Below are 17,360 nucleotides of genomic sequence, written 5' to 3'. Positions count from 1 at the left end.
GGCTCAAGGTCCTTCTTGACAGGTAGGCCGCGGATTAAGCACTGCCGACCTGCCTATGTATGGCCCCTTAAACCCGGACAGACCCCGGAGACTGGCTTATAGCCACTCTTCATCGCTTATACATGTTTGGCAGGTTGAAAATCTGTCCCCGTTTTCCGTTACAGACGCACGACAAAAGCTTTGGCTGAATACCAAAGACCCAGTCCAGTCATCAGGCTTGTCAGTTATTGCAATCAGTAGTTACCGCGCGGCAGTCGACCAAGGTCCTTTTTGCGCGGTCGGAATCAGGAAAGCTCAAGATGAACACGGCGCAACATTTCGAATACAGCGACGATCCACGCTTCTATCTGCAATTGGCTCAACTGGTTTCCAGTACCGGTGCCGCCACATTTTCCGAGCAGATGTTGCAATTGGTGGATGCGCTGGTGCCTATTCACGGGCTTGACCTCAGTGAATGGACACTGGACGTGCGTCAGAGCAGTATCAGTCGCATCAATCTGCTCGGCAGCGCCGGCCTGCAGCACGATCCTCCGAGCCCCGAAACAACAGACCATCCTCTGCTATCAAGCATTCTGGACATGCAGGCACCGTTGCTGGTCCAGCTCAAAACCCCGCTTGACGCGCAACGCCCACAGCAAAACACTCACCAGTGCAATCTCGTTTCCAGCAGCGGTGACCGTCGACGGATCATCTGCGTTTATCGGTTGACTTACCTGCGCGCGTTTTCCCTGACCGAGCTTTCATTACTCAAGAGTCTCTCCGACACACTGTTGCCGCTGGTCGAGCATCATGCGCAAATCCTTGCCCAGGCAGGCCATCGCAAGCCCCGTATCGAGCCGGAGCCCGGTTCTCTGGATCAAGCTTTCAGTGGCAGGCTGGCGCAGGATTCGGTCACGCTGTCGGCACGCGAGCAGGAGGTGTGCCTGGGTTTGCTGACCGGTGGCACTGTGGCCGAAATGGCGCAGCGCCTGAAGGTGAAAAACAGCTCGGTGGAAACCTACCTCAAGCGCGCCACCGCCAAACTCGGCGTCAGCGGCCGGCACGGTCTGGCACGCTGGATGGCAGGCGGCTGATACTGCCTGACGCGATGCAGATGCATCATGCAAATGCTGAAAAGGGCCTGTTCCGGCCCTTTCCCCTGCCCTGACCCGATCTCAATCAAGCCGGAAGGCAATCACACTGTCACCCAGTGTCGTACCAAGGGATCCGTGGCCGCCAGCCGCAATGATCACGTACTGTTTGCCATCACTGCCGGTATAGGTCGAAGGTGTCGCTTGCCCTCCAGCCGGCAATTCATGCTCCCAGAGCACGTCTCCGTTATTCACATCGTAAGCGCGAAAGAAGTTATCCGCTGTCGCCCCATGGAATACCAGACCGCCTGCGGTAACCAGCGGACCGCCATGGGCGACCATGCCCATCGGAAAACCGACTGGAAAACGCTCCTGCATGAAGCTGGTCTTGAGGTTTTTGGTGGTGCCAACCCTGCGTGTCCATTCGGTTTTTCCGGTGGCCAGATCGACCCCTGCCAGGGTTCCCCATGGTGGCGCAGTGCAGGGAATGCCAAGGCTGGAGGCGAACCTTGAGATGCGGATGGCGTAGTCACCGTTGAAGTTTTCGTTCCAGTACGGCTTGCCTTCCTGAGTGAACAGACGCTTCTGCGCTGCCTGATCGGGTCGCTTGATCAGGTTGTAGATGTAAGCAAGGCGCACCGGTGTTGCCATCAACAATTGGCGGTCAGGATCAACCGCCACCGAGCCCCAGTTGAACACACCGATGTTGCCGGGATAGATCAGCGAGCCCGCCTCCGTGGCAGGTGTCCAGGGATTGCCGTCATAACGAAGTGAGTTGTAGGTAATCCGGCAGGCCATCTGATCGAAAGGCGTAATGCCCCACATGGACTTCTCGGTCAACGCCGGGGGGATGAAGTTAAGCCTTGAGACCGGCTGGGTCGCCGCGAAACGCTCGCCCGCAACTCCGCCTTCGGTGCGAACGCTGACCTGGTCAACAGGCACTATCGGCTCGCCGGTCAGGCGGTTGAGCACGAAGATATTCCCGACTTTGGTCGGCAACAGCAACGCAGGCTGCCTGTTGCCTTCTTTTCCCACGGCAAGCAGCGACGGCTGTGAAGGGTTGTCGCGATCCCACAGGTCATTGTTCGACGACTGAAACTTCCAGCGCAGCGCACCTGTTTTCAAGTCCAGCGCCACCAGTGCATCGCGAAACTTCTCGGTATTGCTGCCGGGGTCACGCCGGGTGCCGGTTTCGTCGGGCGAGGCATTGCCGAAGGGAACGTACACGAGACCGTTTTCAACATCGGCGCTCAGGGTTGCCCAGGCAACAGGTGTGTCTTGTGGGTAGTTCTGGTCGGCCGCTATTGGCTGGGTAATGTCCGGGTTTTGCGGATCGAAGTTCCACACCAACTGGCCAGTCATGACGTTATAGGCGCGGATGACGCCGGACGGGTTGCCGTCGTCGTAGCCGTTATCCATCACCGAACTGCCAATCACGATCAATTCGCCTGCAATCAGTGGCGCAGAGGTCTGCATCAGCGCGTGTGGACGAATCTCGCCCATATTGACGCTCAAGTCGATCACGCCACCATTGCCGAAATCGCCGCACAATTTACCGGTGTCTGCATCAAGCGCGACCAGCCTGGCATCTGCGGTGGCAGTAATGATGCGTTTTGCGCATTGAGCGGGCTGTGGCACCTGGCCAGTCGAGCTGGATGCAGCGGAATAATAGCTGACGCCCCGGCAGGTCTGATGCTGCTGCAGGTAAGAGCGTTTTTTCTCAGGCGTGTATTTCCAGGCCAGTTCCCCGGTCTGCGGGTTCAACGCGTGCACTTCGTTATGCGGCGTACATACATACACCCGGTCGTTGATCTTCAGCGGCGTCGCTTCAAAGGTGTACTCGCCCGCATCCTTGCCTGCGTCACGCAGGTCGCCGGTGTGGTACTCCCAAGCGACCGACAGCTTGCCGACGTTCTTCGGAGTGATCTGATCAAGACTGGAAAAACGCTGACCGGCAGTAGTTCCGCCATACGCTGCCCAGTCCTTGCCTGCCGACTCGGCGCTACGGGTGGGCGTTGCATTACTGATCTGCCCTTGAAGCGGGTACGGGTCATGAAACATGAGCGCAACCACGATCACCATCATCACCCCCAGCGTGCTGCCAAGGAAGGGATGAAAACGACGGTTATCGAAGCTCGAGCCAGCCTGATAAAGCGGCCGCACCACCCAGGGCAGCGCCAGCCAGAGGCCGATCAGCGCAAACAGGTCACCGCGGGGGATCCATTGCCATTTGTCAAAGCCGACTTCGTAGATGATCCAGATCAGAATCCCCCACATGAGCAATGCGTACAGGGTCAGCGCCGACTTCTTTTTCAGAAAGATCAGGGTTGCCGTGGCCAGCAAGACCAGAGCAATGATCGAGTAGGCGGGAGAGCCCCCGGCAGCGACCAGTTGCGCACCCATGAACAGCAGAATAAAACTCAGTATCGCGATCACGATACCTGTCACTTTCAGAATCATCGTCCTTGTCCTTTCTTGTTATGACCTTGCGCTGCAGAGGTTTTTCGACGCCACGCCATCCTGCGTGTCGGTTCAGTTTTTGCGCGTCGCGTCATCCAGCGCAAGGATGGTATGGGCGTTAGTGACAGTGGTCGCCAGGGTATTGATCACACCTGAGCGCAATGCACCCAGCGTGGCGGCTGCTTTGGTGTTTTCGCTGGCGATGGCCACTACATCCGGGATACGAAACAGCTCTTGCACGGTCAGGCCGATAACCCTGCCCTGAATGGCATTGACTGCCGGCTGGCCGTGAATATCGATGAAATCATAGCCCATCATGTCGCCCACGGTACCGGACAATCTGGCCTGGGCAATCTCCTGCGGGGAAAACCAGCCCATACGCACCATGTTGCTGTTTTCGCTCATGTCACCGATACCAATCAGCGCCATGTCTGCGCGGCGGGCACGGTCCAGTGTGGAGCGCACAGTGTCATTGCTGATCAGAATGCTGCGCAGCTCGGGGTTGGCCACCAGGGCAGGCGCGTACAGGCTTTCACTTTCGCCACCGAAGCGCAGCGCCAGACGGCGGCAGATATGATCGGGGTTCATGTATTCGCCAGCCTTGAGCGAACCGCCAATGGCGCAGACAAATGTGCAGTTGCGCGTGACCGGCAAAAACACGTTATCCGCCACTGCGCCGACATTGCGGCCCATACCCACGGCAACGATCATTCCATCGCTCAGGGTTTTGTTCAGGTAGTTGGCAACCAGGCTGGCGACCGCCGAGCGTTGGGTGTCGGGGTCGCTGTGGTCGACTGCAATCAGCGCCCTATCCAGCTGAAAGCGCTCTACCAGCGCCAGCTCCAGCTCGTTGTTCATTGCCGGGTGCTGCAGCACGCGCACTTCGACAATACCTTCATCGCGTGCGCGCTTGAGCAGTCGGCTGACTTTTGCGCGCGACAGGTCAAAGCGTTTGGCGATGGCTTCCTGAGTGACGTTCTCAAGGTAATAGAGCATCGCGACTTCAGTCATCAGATCGATGTCGCTGGCCATGCGCTGGGTACTGTCACTCATGTGGACGAGCTTCCGTTTCGACGTCAAAGGCGCATTCTCTCTACTCCCGCCCTGTGCCGTCTACTCACTATTGGTGCCCGTCACGCTCTATCGCGTTAATACGCTCGACCTTGGCGCCGGAGCGAGCCGCCTCGAACTCCGACTCCAGAAACGATTTGACGATGCTTTTCGCCAGTTCCGCACCGATCACTCGTGCACCGACGGAAAGAATTTGCGCATCGTTACTCTTGCGTGCGCGCTCTGCCGAGTAAGTGTCGTGAGCCTGAGCTGCACGAATGCCAAAGACCTTGTTGGCAGAGATGGCCATACCTATTCCAGTACCGCAGACCAGCACGCCAAGCCGCTGCTGGCCAGCATTGATCGCCGTGGCGACCGCCAGAGCAATGTCCGGATAGAGCACTGGCGCAGTGGAATGCGTGCCGAAGTCAGTCACCGGATAACCCAGTGACTCGATATGGCGCTTCAACAATTCCTTGAGTTCATAACCCGCTTCATCACATCCGATAGCCACCGGGAAAGGTGTGTTCATGGCATCAGGCTCCGCTGCCGAGTTCTTATTGTCTGACCAAATGTTCAATCGGTGAAATTCCGATCAGTCATTTCTCGGGCATTAGCGACGTACTGTCAAGCGGCTTTTTTGCCTGAACACTGAGCAAAAGCTCTCATTTACGATAGGAGGCGCCAAAAATCGATGCTCCAAAACTTTTATATGAAAGAGATTGACTGATCAGAATTTCATTTGATACACATATGCTCACTGAGCAACGCATCAGTGCATCTAATAAGAATTCACAGCACGAGGACACGCCAATGGCTACGCCATTACTGCTCCAGGCTGAAAATGTCACCAAGGCTTACGCCGGTATCCCCGCCCTGCGTGACGGGCGTCTGTCATTACGAGCCGGGAGCGTGCATGCCCTGTGTGGCGGCAATGGCGCGGGCAAGTCCACCTTCCTGAGTATTTTGATGGGCATCACCCAGCGCGATGCCGGGACCATCCTGCTCAACGGCGAACCGGTGCAGTTCAGCCGTCCTGGCGACGCCCTCGCAGCCGGAATCGCAATGATCACCCAGGAACTGGAGCCGATCCCCTTCATGACCGTCGCCGAGAATATCTGGCTGGGCCGCGAACCACGCCGGGCCGGGTGCATCGTCGACAGCAAGGAACTGAATCGGCGCACCCGCGAGCTGCTGGAAGAACTGGAGTTCGATGTCGACGCTACCAGCCCCATGCACTTGCTGAGTGTGGCGCAGATACAGCTGGTGGAGATTGCCAAGGCATTCAGTCACGACTGTGAAGTGATGATCATGGACGAGCCCACCTCGGCGATTGGCGAGCGCGAGGCGCAAACCCTGTTCAAGGCCATTCGCCGACTGGCTGCCCGAGGCGCCGGCATCATCTATGTCTCTCACCGCCTCAGCGAGCTGGCGCAGATTGCCGACGACTACAGCATCTTTCGCGATGGCGCTTTCGTCGAAAGCGGGCGCATGGCTGATATCGACCGGGCACACCTGGTGCGCGGTATCGTGGGCCAGGAGTTGCAGCGTATCGACCACAAGGTCGGTCGTGAATGCGCCGCCGAGTGCTGCCTGAATGTCGAGAGCCTGAGCCGCAACGGCGAATTCGAAGACATAAGCCTGCACGTGCGTCACGGTGAAATTCTCGGCATCTACGGGCTGATGGGCTCGGGTCGCAGTGAGTTTCTCAACTGCCTGTACGGCCTGACCATTCCCGACTCGGGCAGCGTCACCCTGCAAGGCAAACCCATGCCGGTCGGCCTGCCCAAGGCAACCATCCGTGCAGGCGTTTCACTGGTCACCGAAGACCGCAAGGACAGCGGCCTGGTACTCAGTGGCAGCATCCTTTCCAACATCGCCTTGTCGGCTTACAGACAGCTGTCGAACTGGTCGCTGATCGATGCGCGCAAAGAGCACAAGCTGGCCGAAGACATGGTCAGACGCCTGCAGATCAAGACCGCATCACTGGACCTGCCCGTTGCGTCGATGAGCGGCGGCAACCAGCAGAAAGTGGTCCTCGCCAAATGCCTTTCGACCGAGCCGGTCTGCCTGCTCTGCGACGAGCCGACCCGAGGCATTGACGAGGGCGCCAAACAGGAAATCTATCACCTGCTGGATCAGTTCGTACGCGCTGGCGGGGCCGCCATCGTGGTTTCGTCGGAAGCACCGGAACTGTTGCGCCTGAGTGACCGAATCGCTGTGTTCAAGGGTGGCAGGCTGGTGACCATCAGCAGCGATGCCGATCTTTCCCAGGAAGTCCTGCTGAGTCTTGCCTCATGAATGCCAAAACCATTATCGCCCCTGCTACCACTGCGCCACGCAGCCGCCTGCGTTTGTCCGTCGATCGCTTTGGCCTGCCGCTGGTGTTTATTCTGCTGTGCCTGGTGATGGCCTTCGCCAGTGAGTATTTCATGACCTGGCGCAACTGGATGGACATCCTGCGCCAGACCTCGATCAACGGCATTCTCGCGGTCGGCATGACTTACGTGATTCTGACCAAGGGCATCGACCTTTCCGTCGGCTCTATTCTGGCGTTCGCCGGGTTGTGCAGCGCGCTGGTGGCGACGCAGGGTTACGGCCTTCTGGCTGCGGTCAGCGCCGGTATGTTCGCCGGGGCCATGCTCGGCGTGGTCAACGGCTTCATGGTCGCCAACCTTTCAATCCCGCCGTTTGTGGCCACCCTGGGCATGCTCAGTATCGCCCGTGGCATGACCTTCATCCTCAATGACGGCAGCCCGGTGACGGACTTGCCCGAAGAATATCTGGCGCTGGGCATCGGCAGGGTCGGCCCGATTGGCGTGCCCATCATCATCTTTGCCGTAGTCGCGCTGATTTTCTGGATGGTCCTGCGCTACACCACCTATGGCCGCTATGTGTACGCCGTCGGCGGCAACGAAAAGAGCGCGCGGACCTCCGGGATCGGTGTGCGCAAGGTGATGTTTTCGGTGTACGTGGTTTCCGGGCTGCTGGCGGGACTGGCTGGCGTGGTGCTGTCCGCCAGAACCACCTCCGCCCTGCCCCAGGCCGGTATGTCTTATGAGCTGGACGCCATCGCCGCGGTGGTCATCGGCGGCACCAGCCTGTCGGGAGGCACCGGCAGCATCGTCGGCACGCTGTTCGGCGCATTGCTGATCGGGGTGATCAACAACGGCCTGAACCTGCTCGGCGTGTCCTCCTATTACCAGCAGGTCGCCAAGGGCCTGATTATCGTGTTTGCGGTGTTGATTGACGTGTGGCGCAAGAAAAAACGCTAGGCCTTTTCCTCTGTATGAACGACTGATTACAACAATAACGAGGTTCTCATCATGAAATTCGGTACATCCCTGGCCGCTGTTGCGGCGCTCTCCCTGCTCGCCAGCAGCATCACCCTGGCCGCCGATGGCAAAACCTACAAAATCGGCGCGGCGGTATACGGCCTCAAGGGGCAGTTCATGCAGAACTGGGTGCGTGAGCTCAAGGAGCATCCGGCGGTCAAGGACGGCACCGTGAAAATCACCGTGTTCGACGGTAACTACGACGCACTGACCCAGAACAACCAGATCGAAACCATGATCACTCAGCACTACGATGCGATCATTTTTGTGCCCATCGACACCAAGGCAGGCGTCGGCACCGTGGCAAGGGCGATGGAGAACGACATTCCGGTGATCGCTTCCAACACCCGGGTTGCCGGCAACAAAGTGCCCTACGTCGGCAACGACGATGTCGAGGGCGGTCGCCTCCAGGCACAGGCCATGGTCGACAAGCTCAAAGGCAAAGGCAATGTGGTGATCATTCAGGGGCCGATTGGCCAGTCGGCACAGATTGATCGGGAAAAGGGCGAGCTGGAAGTCCTGAGCAAACACCCGGACATGAAGATCATCGAGAAGAAAACCGCCAACTGGTCACGTGCCGAAGCCCAGACGCTGACCGAAGACTGGCTCAACGCGCATCAGAACGGCGGTATCTCCGGGATCATCTCGCAGAACGACGACATGGCTCTCGGAGCCCTGCAAGCGGTGAAATCCCGCAATCTGAAGCCTGCGGACGTGCCGATCACCTCCATCGACGGCATGCCTGATGCGATTCAGGCGGCGAAGAAAAATGAAATCACCACCTTCCTGCAAGACGCTCAGGCGCAATCCCAGGGCGCACTTGATGTCGCCCTGCGCGCCCTGGCCGGGAAAGACTACAAGCCGCAGTCGGTGATCTGGCAACGCTACGCCAAGGACGTCAAATGGGGCGACGGCACGGACAAGAACTACATCCTGCCCTGGGTGCCGGTCACTGACGCCAACGCCGATGCGCTGTATCAACAGGTCAGCGGCGGCAAGTAAGCCAAGCGTCGTAGCGCAGATTTGTGACGCGGAGCGTCACGAAAGGCATTCCCACGCGGAGCGTGAGGAACGAGAGGTGTCCCTGCCGGCACCGTTCGCTCCAGCGTGGGAGCGCAGCTCTGGGCGCTCTGCGTCCCATCTTGCGTGTGCGGCAACACGCAGAGCGTGACGATTCATCAATCAACCAGCGCTACAGGAGTCATTTTCATGTCTGAATTCTGGAACAAGGCCTTCGATCTCAATGGCCGTTGCGCGGTCATTACTGGCGGGGCCGCAGGGATTGGTCTTGCCTGTGCCCGCCTGCTGGTCGAGCGAGGCGCGCGGGTCGCACTTCTGGACCGGGACCTGGCAGTGGTCGACGTGGCTGCCAGCCTTGGCAGCGGGAACATCGGCATCACAGTCGATCTGCGCAGGATCGATCAGGTCAACAGCACCATCGACACCGTGTTCGAGCACTTCAAGCGCATCGACTATCTGGTCAACAGCGCCGGTGTTGCCGTGCTGGACAAGGCTGTCGATGTCAGCGAAGAGGCTTGGGACACCACTCTGGATATCAATCTGAAAGCCAGCTTTTTCGTGGCGCAGGCCTGCGCCCGGCACATGCTCACCCAAGGCAGCGGGCGCATCGTCAACCTCGCCTCGCAGGCCGCCGTAATCGGCCTGGACCGGCACGTCGCCTACTGCGCAAGCAAGGCTGCCGTGGTCGGCATGACCAAAGTACTGGCCATGGAGTGGGCACCGCACATCAACGTCAATGCCATCTCGCCCACCATCGTCGAGACCGCGCTGGGCAAAAAAGCCTGGGCGGGCGAAGTCGGAGAGCGGGCCAAATCGCAGATCCCGGCAGGCCGCTTCGCCCAGCCGGAGGAAATAGCCGGGCTGGCCCTGTACCTGCTCAGCGATGCCGCCAGCATGATCACCGGCGAAAACGTGGTGATCGACGGCGGCTACAGCATCCAGTAATTCACTTTTCTGTTGCGAGGTTTATCGTCATGTCCACCGTCATTGAACGCACCGCCGAACAACTCTCTCCCGTGATTCCGTCCACCATGCAAGCGGTGGTTTGCTATGGCCCGGAAGACTACCGGCTGGAGACCGTCGATGTGCCGACGCCAGGCCCCGACGAAATCCTCACCAAGGTAGAGCTATGCGGGATTTGCATGGGCGACATCAAGACCTATCGCGGCGCTCCGTCATTCTGGGGCGATGCCGAGCAGCCCCGTTACGTTAAGCCACCGATGATTCCGGGCCATGAATTTGTCTGCCGGGTGGTCGCACTCGGCCCAGGTGCAGAAAAGCGTGGCGTGCAGATCGGCGACCGGGTGATTTCCGAGCAGATCGTCCCATGCTGGGGCTGCCGCTTCTGCAACCACGGACAATACTGGATGTGTCAGAAACACGACCTGTACGGCTTTCAGAACAACGTGCAGGGCGCGATGGCCCAGTACATGATCTTCACCAAAGAAGGCATCATCCATAAAGTGCCGGATTCGATTGCCCCGGACGAAGCGATCCTGATCGAACCGCTGGCCTGCTCATTGCACGCGGCAGAACGAGCCAATGTCGATTTCGACGACATCGTGGTGGTCGCCGGTGCGGGCACGCTGGGCCTCGGGATCATTGGCGCAGTGCGTATGCGCAACCCGAAAAAACTCATCGTGCTGGACATGAAACCCGAGCGCGCCGCCCTCGCCTTGCGCATGGGCGCTGACGAGGTGTGGAACCCGGCCGAGGTCGATGTACTGGCGAAGATCCGTGAGATCACCGGCGGCTACGGCTGCGACATCTATATAGAAGCCACCGGGCATCACAAGGCGGTCAATCAGGGCCTGGCGATGCTGCGTAAACTCGGGCGTTTTGTTGAGTTCAGCGTGTTCAACGACGAGGCCACGGTGGACTGGTCGATCATTGGCGACCGCAAGGAACTGGACGTACTCGGCTCCCATCTGGGGCCCTACATGTACCCGCGTGCCATCGACTTCATCGGCAATCGCAAGATCGACATGCGCGATGTCGTCACGCACAAATTCCCCCTGGCGGAGTTCAAGGAGGCGTTCGCGGTCATGGAGCGTGGCGACAAATCATTGAAGGTCGTTCTGCAACCTTGACCCACCCGATCCTTATAAAAAGAACACAGGAAATCGCGTTATGAACCGAGTGATAAACGACCCGGACCAAGTGGTCGAGGACATGCTGCGCGGCATTCTGGTCGCGCACCCCGAACTGACGCAGAGTGACAATAACCCTCGGGTTATCAGCAAAGCGCGGCCTTCCGTGCAAGGCTCCGTCGGCATTGTCACGGGTGGCGGGTCGGGCCACGAGCCGGCCTTTCTCGGCTACGTCGGCCCCGGTCTGGTGGACGCCGTAGCGGTCGGCGAGATTTTCTCCTCGCCCACTGCGAAAAGCTTTTTCGACGCCTTCCGTGCCGCCGATCATGGGGCTGGAATCGCCTGCCTTTACGGTAATTATGCGGGCGACAACATGAACGTGAAGCTGGCGATGAAAATGGCCGCCAGCAAGGATCTGCAAGTCCGCACCGTGGTCGCCAACGATGACGTAGCCTCGGCACCAAAATCCGATATCGCCAAACGTCGTGGCGTGGCCGGGGAAATTTTCATGTGGAAAGTCGGTGGCGCTGCCGCCGCACAAGGTTATGACCTGAATGGCGTAATTAGAGTCGCGCAGAAAGCCGTGGATCAGTGCCGTTCAATAGGTATCGGTCTGACGCCCTGCACCATTGCGGCGGTCGGCAAACCCAATTTTCAGATTCCGGACGGCAAGATGGAGCTGGGTATTGGCCACCACGGCGAACCGGGCATCGAGGTCATTGCCATCGAGTCGGCAGCCGCGATGGCCGAGCGCATGCTGGCACCTATCCTCGCCGACCGCGACTTCAGTGCTGACGACAGCGTTGTCGTGCTGGTATCCGGTCTTGGCGCAACACCTGTCATGGAGCTGTATATTTTTTACGCCGAAGTCGAAAGCCAGCTCAAGGCCAAGGGGTTGCATATTCATCGCTGCTACGTCGGCAATTACTTCACATCGCTGGAAATGATGGGCGTAACCCTCACCGTACTGGGCCTGGACGCCGAACTGAAAACCCTGATCGACCACCCTTGCCGCTCCATCGGCATGACCCAGACGGAGTGAACCATGAGCCAGCATTTCTCCACCCATGACGGCACTGCCATCGTCACTGATCTGGTCAGCGTGATCGTCGCCAATCGCGAATACCTTAGCGAGGTTGATGGCGCGATTGGTGACGGCGACCACGGCATTAACATGGCCAAAGGCTTTGCCCATTGCGGCCGGACCATTGAAGGCCGGCAACTGAGCCTTGCCGAAGCACTGGATGAACTGACCCTCAGCCTGATGGAAGGCATCGGCGGCTCCATGGGGCCACTGTACGGCAGCCTGTTTATCGGCATGGCCGATCAGGTGCGCGGCTGTGAGCAGATCGACGCTGCCACCTTCGCCAGACTGCTGCGCGGTGGCCTCACTTCATTGCAGGACATCACCGAAGCCGGCATCGGCGACAAATGCCTGATGGACACCCTGATTCCAGCCGTCGAAGCTTTCGAGCAGGCCCACGCCCGGGGTGAATCATTCAGCGCAGCCCTTGACGCGATGAAAAGCGCCGCATCACAAGGGCGCGATTCAACCCGTGACCTGGTAGCGAAGATCGGCCGAGCGAGTCGCCTGGGCGAACGATCGCTCGGCGTGCTGGATGCAGGCGCGGTGTCGTGCTGCCTGATACTGACGCAACTGGCGGATTCAGTGCAGCCGAGGCTGAAAGTCAGTTAAAGCATCGCGGGATCAAAGCTCGAATCGAATCCGCCGCTCGCGGCGCTGTGCTTGCGGCAGCGCCTCGCCGCGCCGGACCGCAGCAAGCAGTTGCTCGACGCCGACGTGGATTGCATCGGCAGGCACATTGCACGGCTTGAAACCGGAGGCGTTGTCGAGCCCTTCGCGATGCGCTCGAATGATTTTGACGTCTTGTTGAATGACGATGTGCGTGTACAGATGGATGAACGGACGCAATATCCGTAGAACCCAGGCCGGCATTGGAAAACGGTATGCAATATAGGTGTAAACGCGCGACTGGCGATCATCGACTGGCGTGATCTGGCTCACGATCAGAAAGCCTGAGCGTGCCCCCCAGAGGTAATCACAAAACGTCACATTAGGCGCGAGAAAACGATCCGTATGCACAAGCGGCTCGGCGTCCGGGTTGGTCAGCCATTGCATCATCCCGATCTCGTCGACTTCGTCGTGATAGACAACCTCAATGCTCTGCGCCTTGCAGGAGAGCGTCGCTTCCATGGTTCGACCGCTGCTGGAACGAAAAATACCCTCGTGAACGAATACCGTGTGCGGCACGTCCAGAAAATTCTGCACCAGACTGCCGACATCGGCGTCGAAGGTGTTGATCATGAAATAGGATTGCCACGGCCGCTCGCCATAGGCCGGAAGCCGAAACATCGGTGTTTCGCGAGCATCGCGTGTGCCGGTGTAAACCCAGACCAGGCCGTCCTGCTCGCAGACGGCAAAATGGCGCTGCCGGTAGCGATAGTCAGGCGACTTCGCTGCGCCCTGCCTGGCGTCTACGCTGGGAATATGTACCACTTGACCGTTCGCGTCATAGCGCCAGCCGTGATACGGGCATACCAGACAATCATCCTTGATTTTGCCGGCTGACAGCCTTGTGCCACGGTGCACACATTGGTCCAGCAGCGCAGCGGGCTGCCCATCGCGGCGGCGAAACAGAACGATATTCAGGCCGAGTATCGTGGCCCGGTATGGCTTGCCTTTACGCAGCTGCTTTTGCGTGCACGCCACATACCACTGCTCACGTGTGCCGTCGCTATGGGTATCGGTTTCACTGCTCAACGTTGTGTGCATTCAGATCCGTCCGTGATTGCAAGAAGCGCCTCAGCCGTGTCCAGACGGCTGATCAATGCACGCGGCTTGACGTCGCCTGCACGAATGCCCGTCGACTCTGCAGCGCGCTGCAGCAAGTCTGCGAGTTTTTGCGCCCCGCCACAGACAAAACGCATACGCACCGGACCCAGCTGACCCAGTGTGCGCGCGTGTGCATAGTGAAAGGAACGCTGCAGGGCCATTTCAATATCGTTGGCCAACGCAGTGCGGCAAATGCTTGCCAGCGTCGTCGTTGAGGTGCACAAAAGGACCACATAATGCGGCAGTGTGCTGCTGGAGTCGGGTATCAGGCATGCGCTGTCGGCTGCGTCCATGCATTGCGCAAGGGCTCGCTCGACCACTTGCTCATCGAGCTTCTCGCCCACCAGGTCACAGGTACTTGCGCAGCGCCCGACAAACTCCACACGCGGCGTTCCGGCGAGTTTACCGACTACGCGCACCCGGTCACCCAGTGCATATCGGTAAAGACCTGCACCGGTAGTCAACAGCACTTGCGCGGTTTCCCCCATGCGCAGGGAGTGAGCCTCTTTCGGCACCCCGTCGTCCCCGATGAATTCCAGATAATGACTGCCTATCGCCAACGGGCAGCCAGCCCCTTCCCCGAACGGGAGGCTGACCACACCTTCGGTCGCGAACAATCCTTTGGCTAACCAGCGCGCCTGAGGAAAACGCACAGCCAGTTGCTGGGCGTACACGCGACTCGGCCCGTCCATCCAGGAACTTACCGCCGCCAGACGAGGCCACAACTCGGTGAATACCCCATGAGCAAGCGCGTGGCGCAAGGCTTTCTGGCGGGGTACCGGCAACCTTTCTTCAAGCCAGGCAACTATCTGCCGACTTTCGAGCATTTCAGTGTCGAGCAACGGTTGTAGCAGGCTGGTAAGAAACGTCGGGCTCCACACGCTGATAAAGCTCAACCCGGCATCTGCAATCAGGGCGAGCAGCGTTTGCCTGCGCCAGTGCGCCACGTCGCTGGCCAGTTCAGGAATCAGCAATGTGCCGGCCAGCCCCGCGATTGCACTGCCTTGCAGATATTGCAGATCGCTGACACTGCCGATCGGTATGCCGTTGGCCGTCATTGCAGGCTGCTGCAAGGGCGGCGACATGGACCAGTACCCGCTGCCATGGCTGACCTCCGGGACCTGGCGGTACATATCCGCCAGCCATACCGTCAACGAACCCTGCAATTGGCCAAGGAATTCCTGCGTATAGGGGATGTGTTTCTGCAGTGCACTATTGCCACTGCTGCGCTCGAAGAACAGCGGCGGACTGGCGGTCAGTATCGGCCCTTGTTCCTGCTGCGCACGCTCGATCCAGGGCTGCAGTTGAGCATAGGTATGAATAGGTACCCGCTTGCGAAACTCTTCAGCATCGCGGATTCCGGCAAAATCATGGGCTTGGCCGAAGGCGCAGTCACGGTTGGCCGACAACATACGCATCAATAAACGCTGCTGAGATTGCTCGGGCTGCTCGAACAGACCTTGCCAGTGATCGAGCGTGGCGTGAGCACTGTCCATGAACGAGCGCCACAAGGCCCTTTTCACCTCTTCACCCGCCTGCATCAAAAGTAGGTCTTGTCGAGCTGAGTCAGGTCATCGGGCAGTCGCTGCGGAGGCATGAACACCTGCAGCCAGCCGAACCATAGAGGGCGGGTTTCCTTGAGACTGGATGCCGCATGCATGAGCTGCCAATGCATCTGTGAGTGGCGGTGGTGAGTCAGGTTGTAGTTGAAGTTGAGGAATGCCCAGCGGACCAAGCGTGGCGCGCGCATGTTGTAGGCACCTTCGACGACATCTATCGGGGTGCGCATGTGATAGACCCATTGCAGCGATGACCAGGAAAAACCGAATGCGATATAGGCAATCAGTACCACTTCCCAGGACCAGCCAAACAGGTAGGCGCACGTCAGCCAGACGGCAATGCCGGTAATGACTTCCTTGCGGATGCGCTGAAAGTCGCTGATCGAGAAATCCTTGAATGCCGCAGCGTATGTATTGACCTCACCGCTCTGCGACCATCGATCTGCTATACGTGGCGGCAGCAAGGGCAACAGCAGGCTGCCGACGAACGCCGCCAGCCAGATACCGCCGAGCACCGCAAAATAGTATTCCAGCCGTTTACGCAGCAGCGATTCATCCGGCATGGCAAAATCGGCCAGTTCGGCACGTGTGCGGTTCCGTGAGTGGTGCCCGAGGTGATTGATGTGGATCAGCGTCGCGGACGCCCCGAACAGGGTCGAAGCCCACCACATCATCAGGTAATTGAGGGTTTTTTCGCTGTGCGCAAGGCTGTGAAACGCCTCGTGCATCATCGAGAACACACCCTGCATGACCAGACAGAACGGAATCAGGACCAGCCATTTCCATGAACCTGCGCCGGTGTGGGACAGCCAGGTGAGCGTAGCGCCCCAGAATAGCGTCTGAAGCGCCAGTACAGCCAGGTTGGCCTTGTCGAAGCGGCGTGCCGGGGAAATATCCATATATATCTGCGCCTGAATGACCACATTCGAAAGCCCCGAAGTATACCTGCCGGAACGGCAGTATGGTTATTCGGCAGTTTCAAGCCTGCCGGAGTCTGGCACACTGTGCGCCTTGACATCACGCTAAGCCGAGCCCCATGTCGCTCTTCAAACGAATTCTGTCCAGACGCTCGGCGGCCATGCTTTCCCCGCAGGTAATCGCGCACCGATCAATACGCTTCACCTTCGATGCCAGTATCCCCCGCTACTGGCATGACGGCCGGACGCACACCACGCGCTTTTTCGATTGTCTGTCGTTCATGTTTCCCCAAGGGGAAAAAATCTTCATCGAGAGTGTGGTGCATTTTCGCCACAAGCTCGACAAAGGCAGCGCTCTGGAAAAGGCCGTCGACGATTTCGTCTATCAGGAAGCGTCGCACATCCGCGAGCACCGTGCCTATAACCTGCTTCTGGGCGCACAGGGCGCACCGGTCGAAAAACTGGAACGCATGCTGTTGCGGCGCAGAAAGGAAAGCGAGCGATTACCAGCCAGCTTTCGTCTGGCACTGACGGCCAGCCTTGAACACATCACAGCAATACTGTCCGAGCAGATTCTGCGAAACCCGGCATTCATGGCGGGCGCCGACCCAACGATGGCCCGCCTGTGGCGCTGGCACGCAATGGAAGAGATCGAGCACAAGGCAGTGGCCTATGACGTGCTGTGCAAGGTGGAACCTAACCCGCTGCGGCGTTACCTGCTTCGCTGGGTAGCGATGACGAGCCTTTCGGTGTACTTCACTTTCGACCTTACTTACTTCACCTATCACCTCGTGCGCGGGGACCGGCAACACCGCAACTGGCGCGAATGGCTGCGCCTGCAGTGGTGGTTGTTCGTCAATCCGGGCCTGCTTTCGCGCATCGTGCCTGCCGGGCTGTTCTGGTTCGTGCCTGGCTTCCATCCTGACCGAATCGACACACGTGAGCTGCTCGACAACGCTCGCCAGGCGCTTGATGAACAGCGCTGAAGGCAGCTTCCGGGATCGG

At 58.9% G+C, this 17,360-nt stretch carries 15 protein-coding genes; 9 read left to right on the top strand and 6 right to left on the bottom strand.

Annotated features, from left to right (window positions below; all coding sequences use genetic code 11):
- Positions 1 to 299: 299 nt before the first annotated feature.
- Positions 300 to 1,073, top strand: coding sequence for a helix-turn-helix transcriptional regulator (locus RYB09_RS19500; protein ID WP_058401550.1), 774 nt, complete (start codon positions 300 to 302; stop codon positions 1,071 to 1,073).
- A gap of 81 nt (positions 1,074 to 1,154) precedes the next feature.
- Here the strand turns inward: RYB09_RS19500 and RYB09_RS19495 are convergent, their stop codons facing one another.
- The 3 genes from RYB09_RS19495 to rpiB form a co-directional block, all read right to left on the bottom strand.
- Positions 1,155 to 3,530, bottom strand: a complete 2,376-nt coding sequence (locus tag RYB09_RS19495) for a membrane-bound PQQ-dependent dehydrogenase, glucose/quinate/shikimate family (RefSeq protein ID WP_316889831.1) — start codon at positions 3,528 to 3,530, stop codon at positions 1,155 to 1,157.
- A gap of 72 nt (positions 3,531 to 3,602) precedes the next feature.
- On the bottom strand, positions 3,603 to 4,583 hold the full coding sequence (locus tag RYB09_RS19490; protein WP_004662175.1) for a sugar-binding transcriptional regulator: 981 nt from the start codon (positions 4,581 to 4,583) through the stop codon (positions 3,603 to 3,605).
- 67 nt (positions 4,584 to 4,650) lie between these two features.
- The gene (gene rpiB, locus RYB09_RS19485; RefSeq protein ID WP_024671533.1) at positions 4,651 to 5,112 is read right to left on the bottom strand and encodes a ribose 5-phosphate isomerase B; all 462 of its coding nucleotides are present in this window, start codon (positions 5,110 to 5,112) and stop codon (positions 4,651 to 4,653) included.
- A gap of 281 nt (positions 5,113 to 5,393) precedes the next feature.
- Here rpiB and RYB09_RS19480 point away from each other — a divergent pair, with 281 nt between their 5' ends.
- The 7 genes from RYB09_RS19480 (at position 5,394) to dhaL (ending at position 12,721) form a co-directional block, all read left to right on the top strand.
- The gene (locus RYB09_RS19480; protein ID WP_057403058.1) at positions 5,394 to 6,881 is read left to right on the top strand and encodes a sugar ABC transporter ATP-binding protein; all 1,488 of its coding nucleotides are present in this window, start codon (positions 5,394 to 5,396) and stop codon (positions 6,879 to 6,881) included.
- Positions 6,878 to 7,855 (top strand): ABC transporter permease, encoded by a 978-nt coding sequence (locus tag RYB09_RS19475; protein ID WP_057403057.1) that lies wholly within the window; start codon positions 6,878 to 6,880, stop codon positions 7,853 to 7,855. Before RYB09_RS19480 ends, RYB09_RS19475 begins: the two co-directional genes overlap by 4 nt.
- Before the next feature lie 51 nt (positions 7,856 to 7,906).
- Complete coding sequence (locus RYB09_RS19470) at positions 7,907 to 8,917, top strand: substrate-binding domain-containing protein (RefSeq protein ID WP_057403056.1); 1,011 nt, start codon at positions 7,907 to 7,909, stop codon at positions 8,915 to 8,917.
- Positions 8,918 to 9,124: 207 nt separating this feature from the next.
- Positions 9,125 to 9,880 carry a GolD/DthD family dehydrogenase gene (locus RYB09_RS19465; RefSeq protein WP_316889820.1) on the top strand — a complete coding sequence of 252 codons (756 nt, stop codon included), beginning with the start codon at positions 9,125 to 9,127 and terminating at the stop codon, positions 9,878 to 9,880.
- A 29-nt stretch (positions 9,881 to 9,909) separates the two neighbouring features.
- On the top strand, positions 9,910 to 11,025 hold the full coding sequence (locus RYB09_RS19460; protein WP_005777414.1) for an erythritol/L-threitol dehydrogenase: 1,116 nt from the start codon (positions 9,910 to 9,912) through the stop codon (positions 11,023 to 11,025).
- A 40-nt stretch (positions 11,026 to 11,065) separates the two neighbouring features.
- The gene (locus RYB09_RS19455; RefSeq protein ID WP_058401546.1) at positions 11,066 to 12,067 is read left to right on the top strand and encodes a dihydroxyacetone kinase subunit DhaK; all 1,002 of its coding nucleotides are present in this window, start codon (positions 11,066 to 11,068) and stop codon (positions 12,065 to 12,067) included.
- 3 nt (positions 12,068 to 12,070) lie between these two features.
- Positions 12,071 to 12,721: a dihydroxyacetone kinase subunit DhaL gene (gene dhaL, locus RYB09_RS19450; RefSeq protein ID WP_057403053.1), complete on the top strand. Its 651-nt coding sequence runs from the start codon at positions 12,071 to 12,073 to the stop codon at positions 12,719 to 12,721.
- A gap of 12 nt (positions 12,722 to 12,733) precedes the next feature.
- Here dhaL and RYB09_RS19445 read toward each other — a convergent pair whose 3' ends face one another.
- The 3 genes from RYB09_RS19445 to RYB09_RS19435 are packed head-to-tail and all read right to left on the bottom strand — an operon-like array spanning position 12,734 to position 16,337.
- Complete coding sequence (locus RYB09_RS19445) at positions 12,734 to 13,819, bottom strand: aromatic ring-hydroxylating oxygenase subunit alpha (RefSeq protein WP_219171614.1); 1,086 nt, start codon at positions 13,817 to 13,819, stop codon at positions 12,734 to 12,736.
- Positions 13,804 to 15,420: a GH3 auxin-responsive promoter family protein gene (locus tag RYB09_RS19440; RefSeq protein WP_316889816.1), complete on the bottom strand. Its 1,617-nt coding sequence runs from the start codon at positions 15,418 to 15,420 to the stop codon at positions 13,804 to 13,806. Before RYB09_RS19440 ends, RYB09_RS19445 begins: the two co-directional genes overlap by 16 nt.
- On the bottom strand, positions 15,420 to 16,337 hold the full coding sequence (locus RYB09_RS19435) for a fatty acid desaturase (protein ID WP_058409327.1): 918 nt from the start codon (positions 16,335 to 16,337) through the stop codon (positions 15,420 to 15,422). The genes RYB09_RS19440 and RYB09_RS19435 overlap by 1 nt, the downstream gene beginning before the upstream one ends.
- A gap of 137 nt (positions 16,338 to 16,474) precedes the next feature.
- Between RYB09_RS19435 and RYB09_RS19430 the strand changes: the two genes are divergently transcribed.
- Positions 16,475 to 17,341 (top strand): metal-dependent hydrolase, encoded by an 867-nt coding sequence (locus RYB09_RS19430; RefSeq protein WP_057404719.1) that lies wholly within the window; start codon positions 16,475 to 16,477, stop codon positions 17,339 to 17,341.
- Positions 17,342 to 17,360 lie beyond the last annotated feature (19 nt).

This window comes from Pseudomonas syringae group sp. J254-4 (genome assembly GCF_032586855.1).
Taxonomy (GTDB): domain Bacteria; phylum Pseudomonadota; class Gammaproteobacteria; order Pseudomonadales; family Pseudomonadaceae; genus Aquipseudomonas; species Aquipseudomonas amygdali.
The sequence above is the reverse complement of the archived record's forward strand: the minus strand, read 5'-3'. Positions and strand labels throughout refer to the sequence as shown.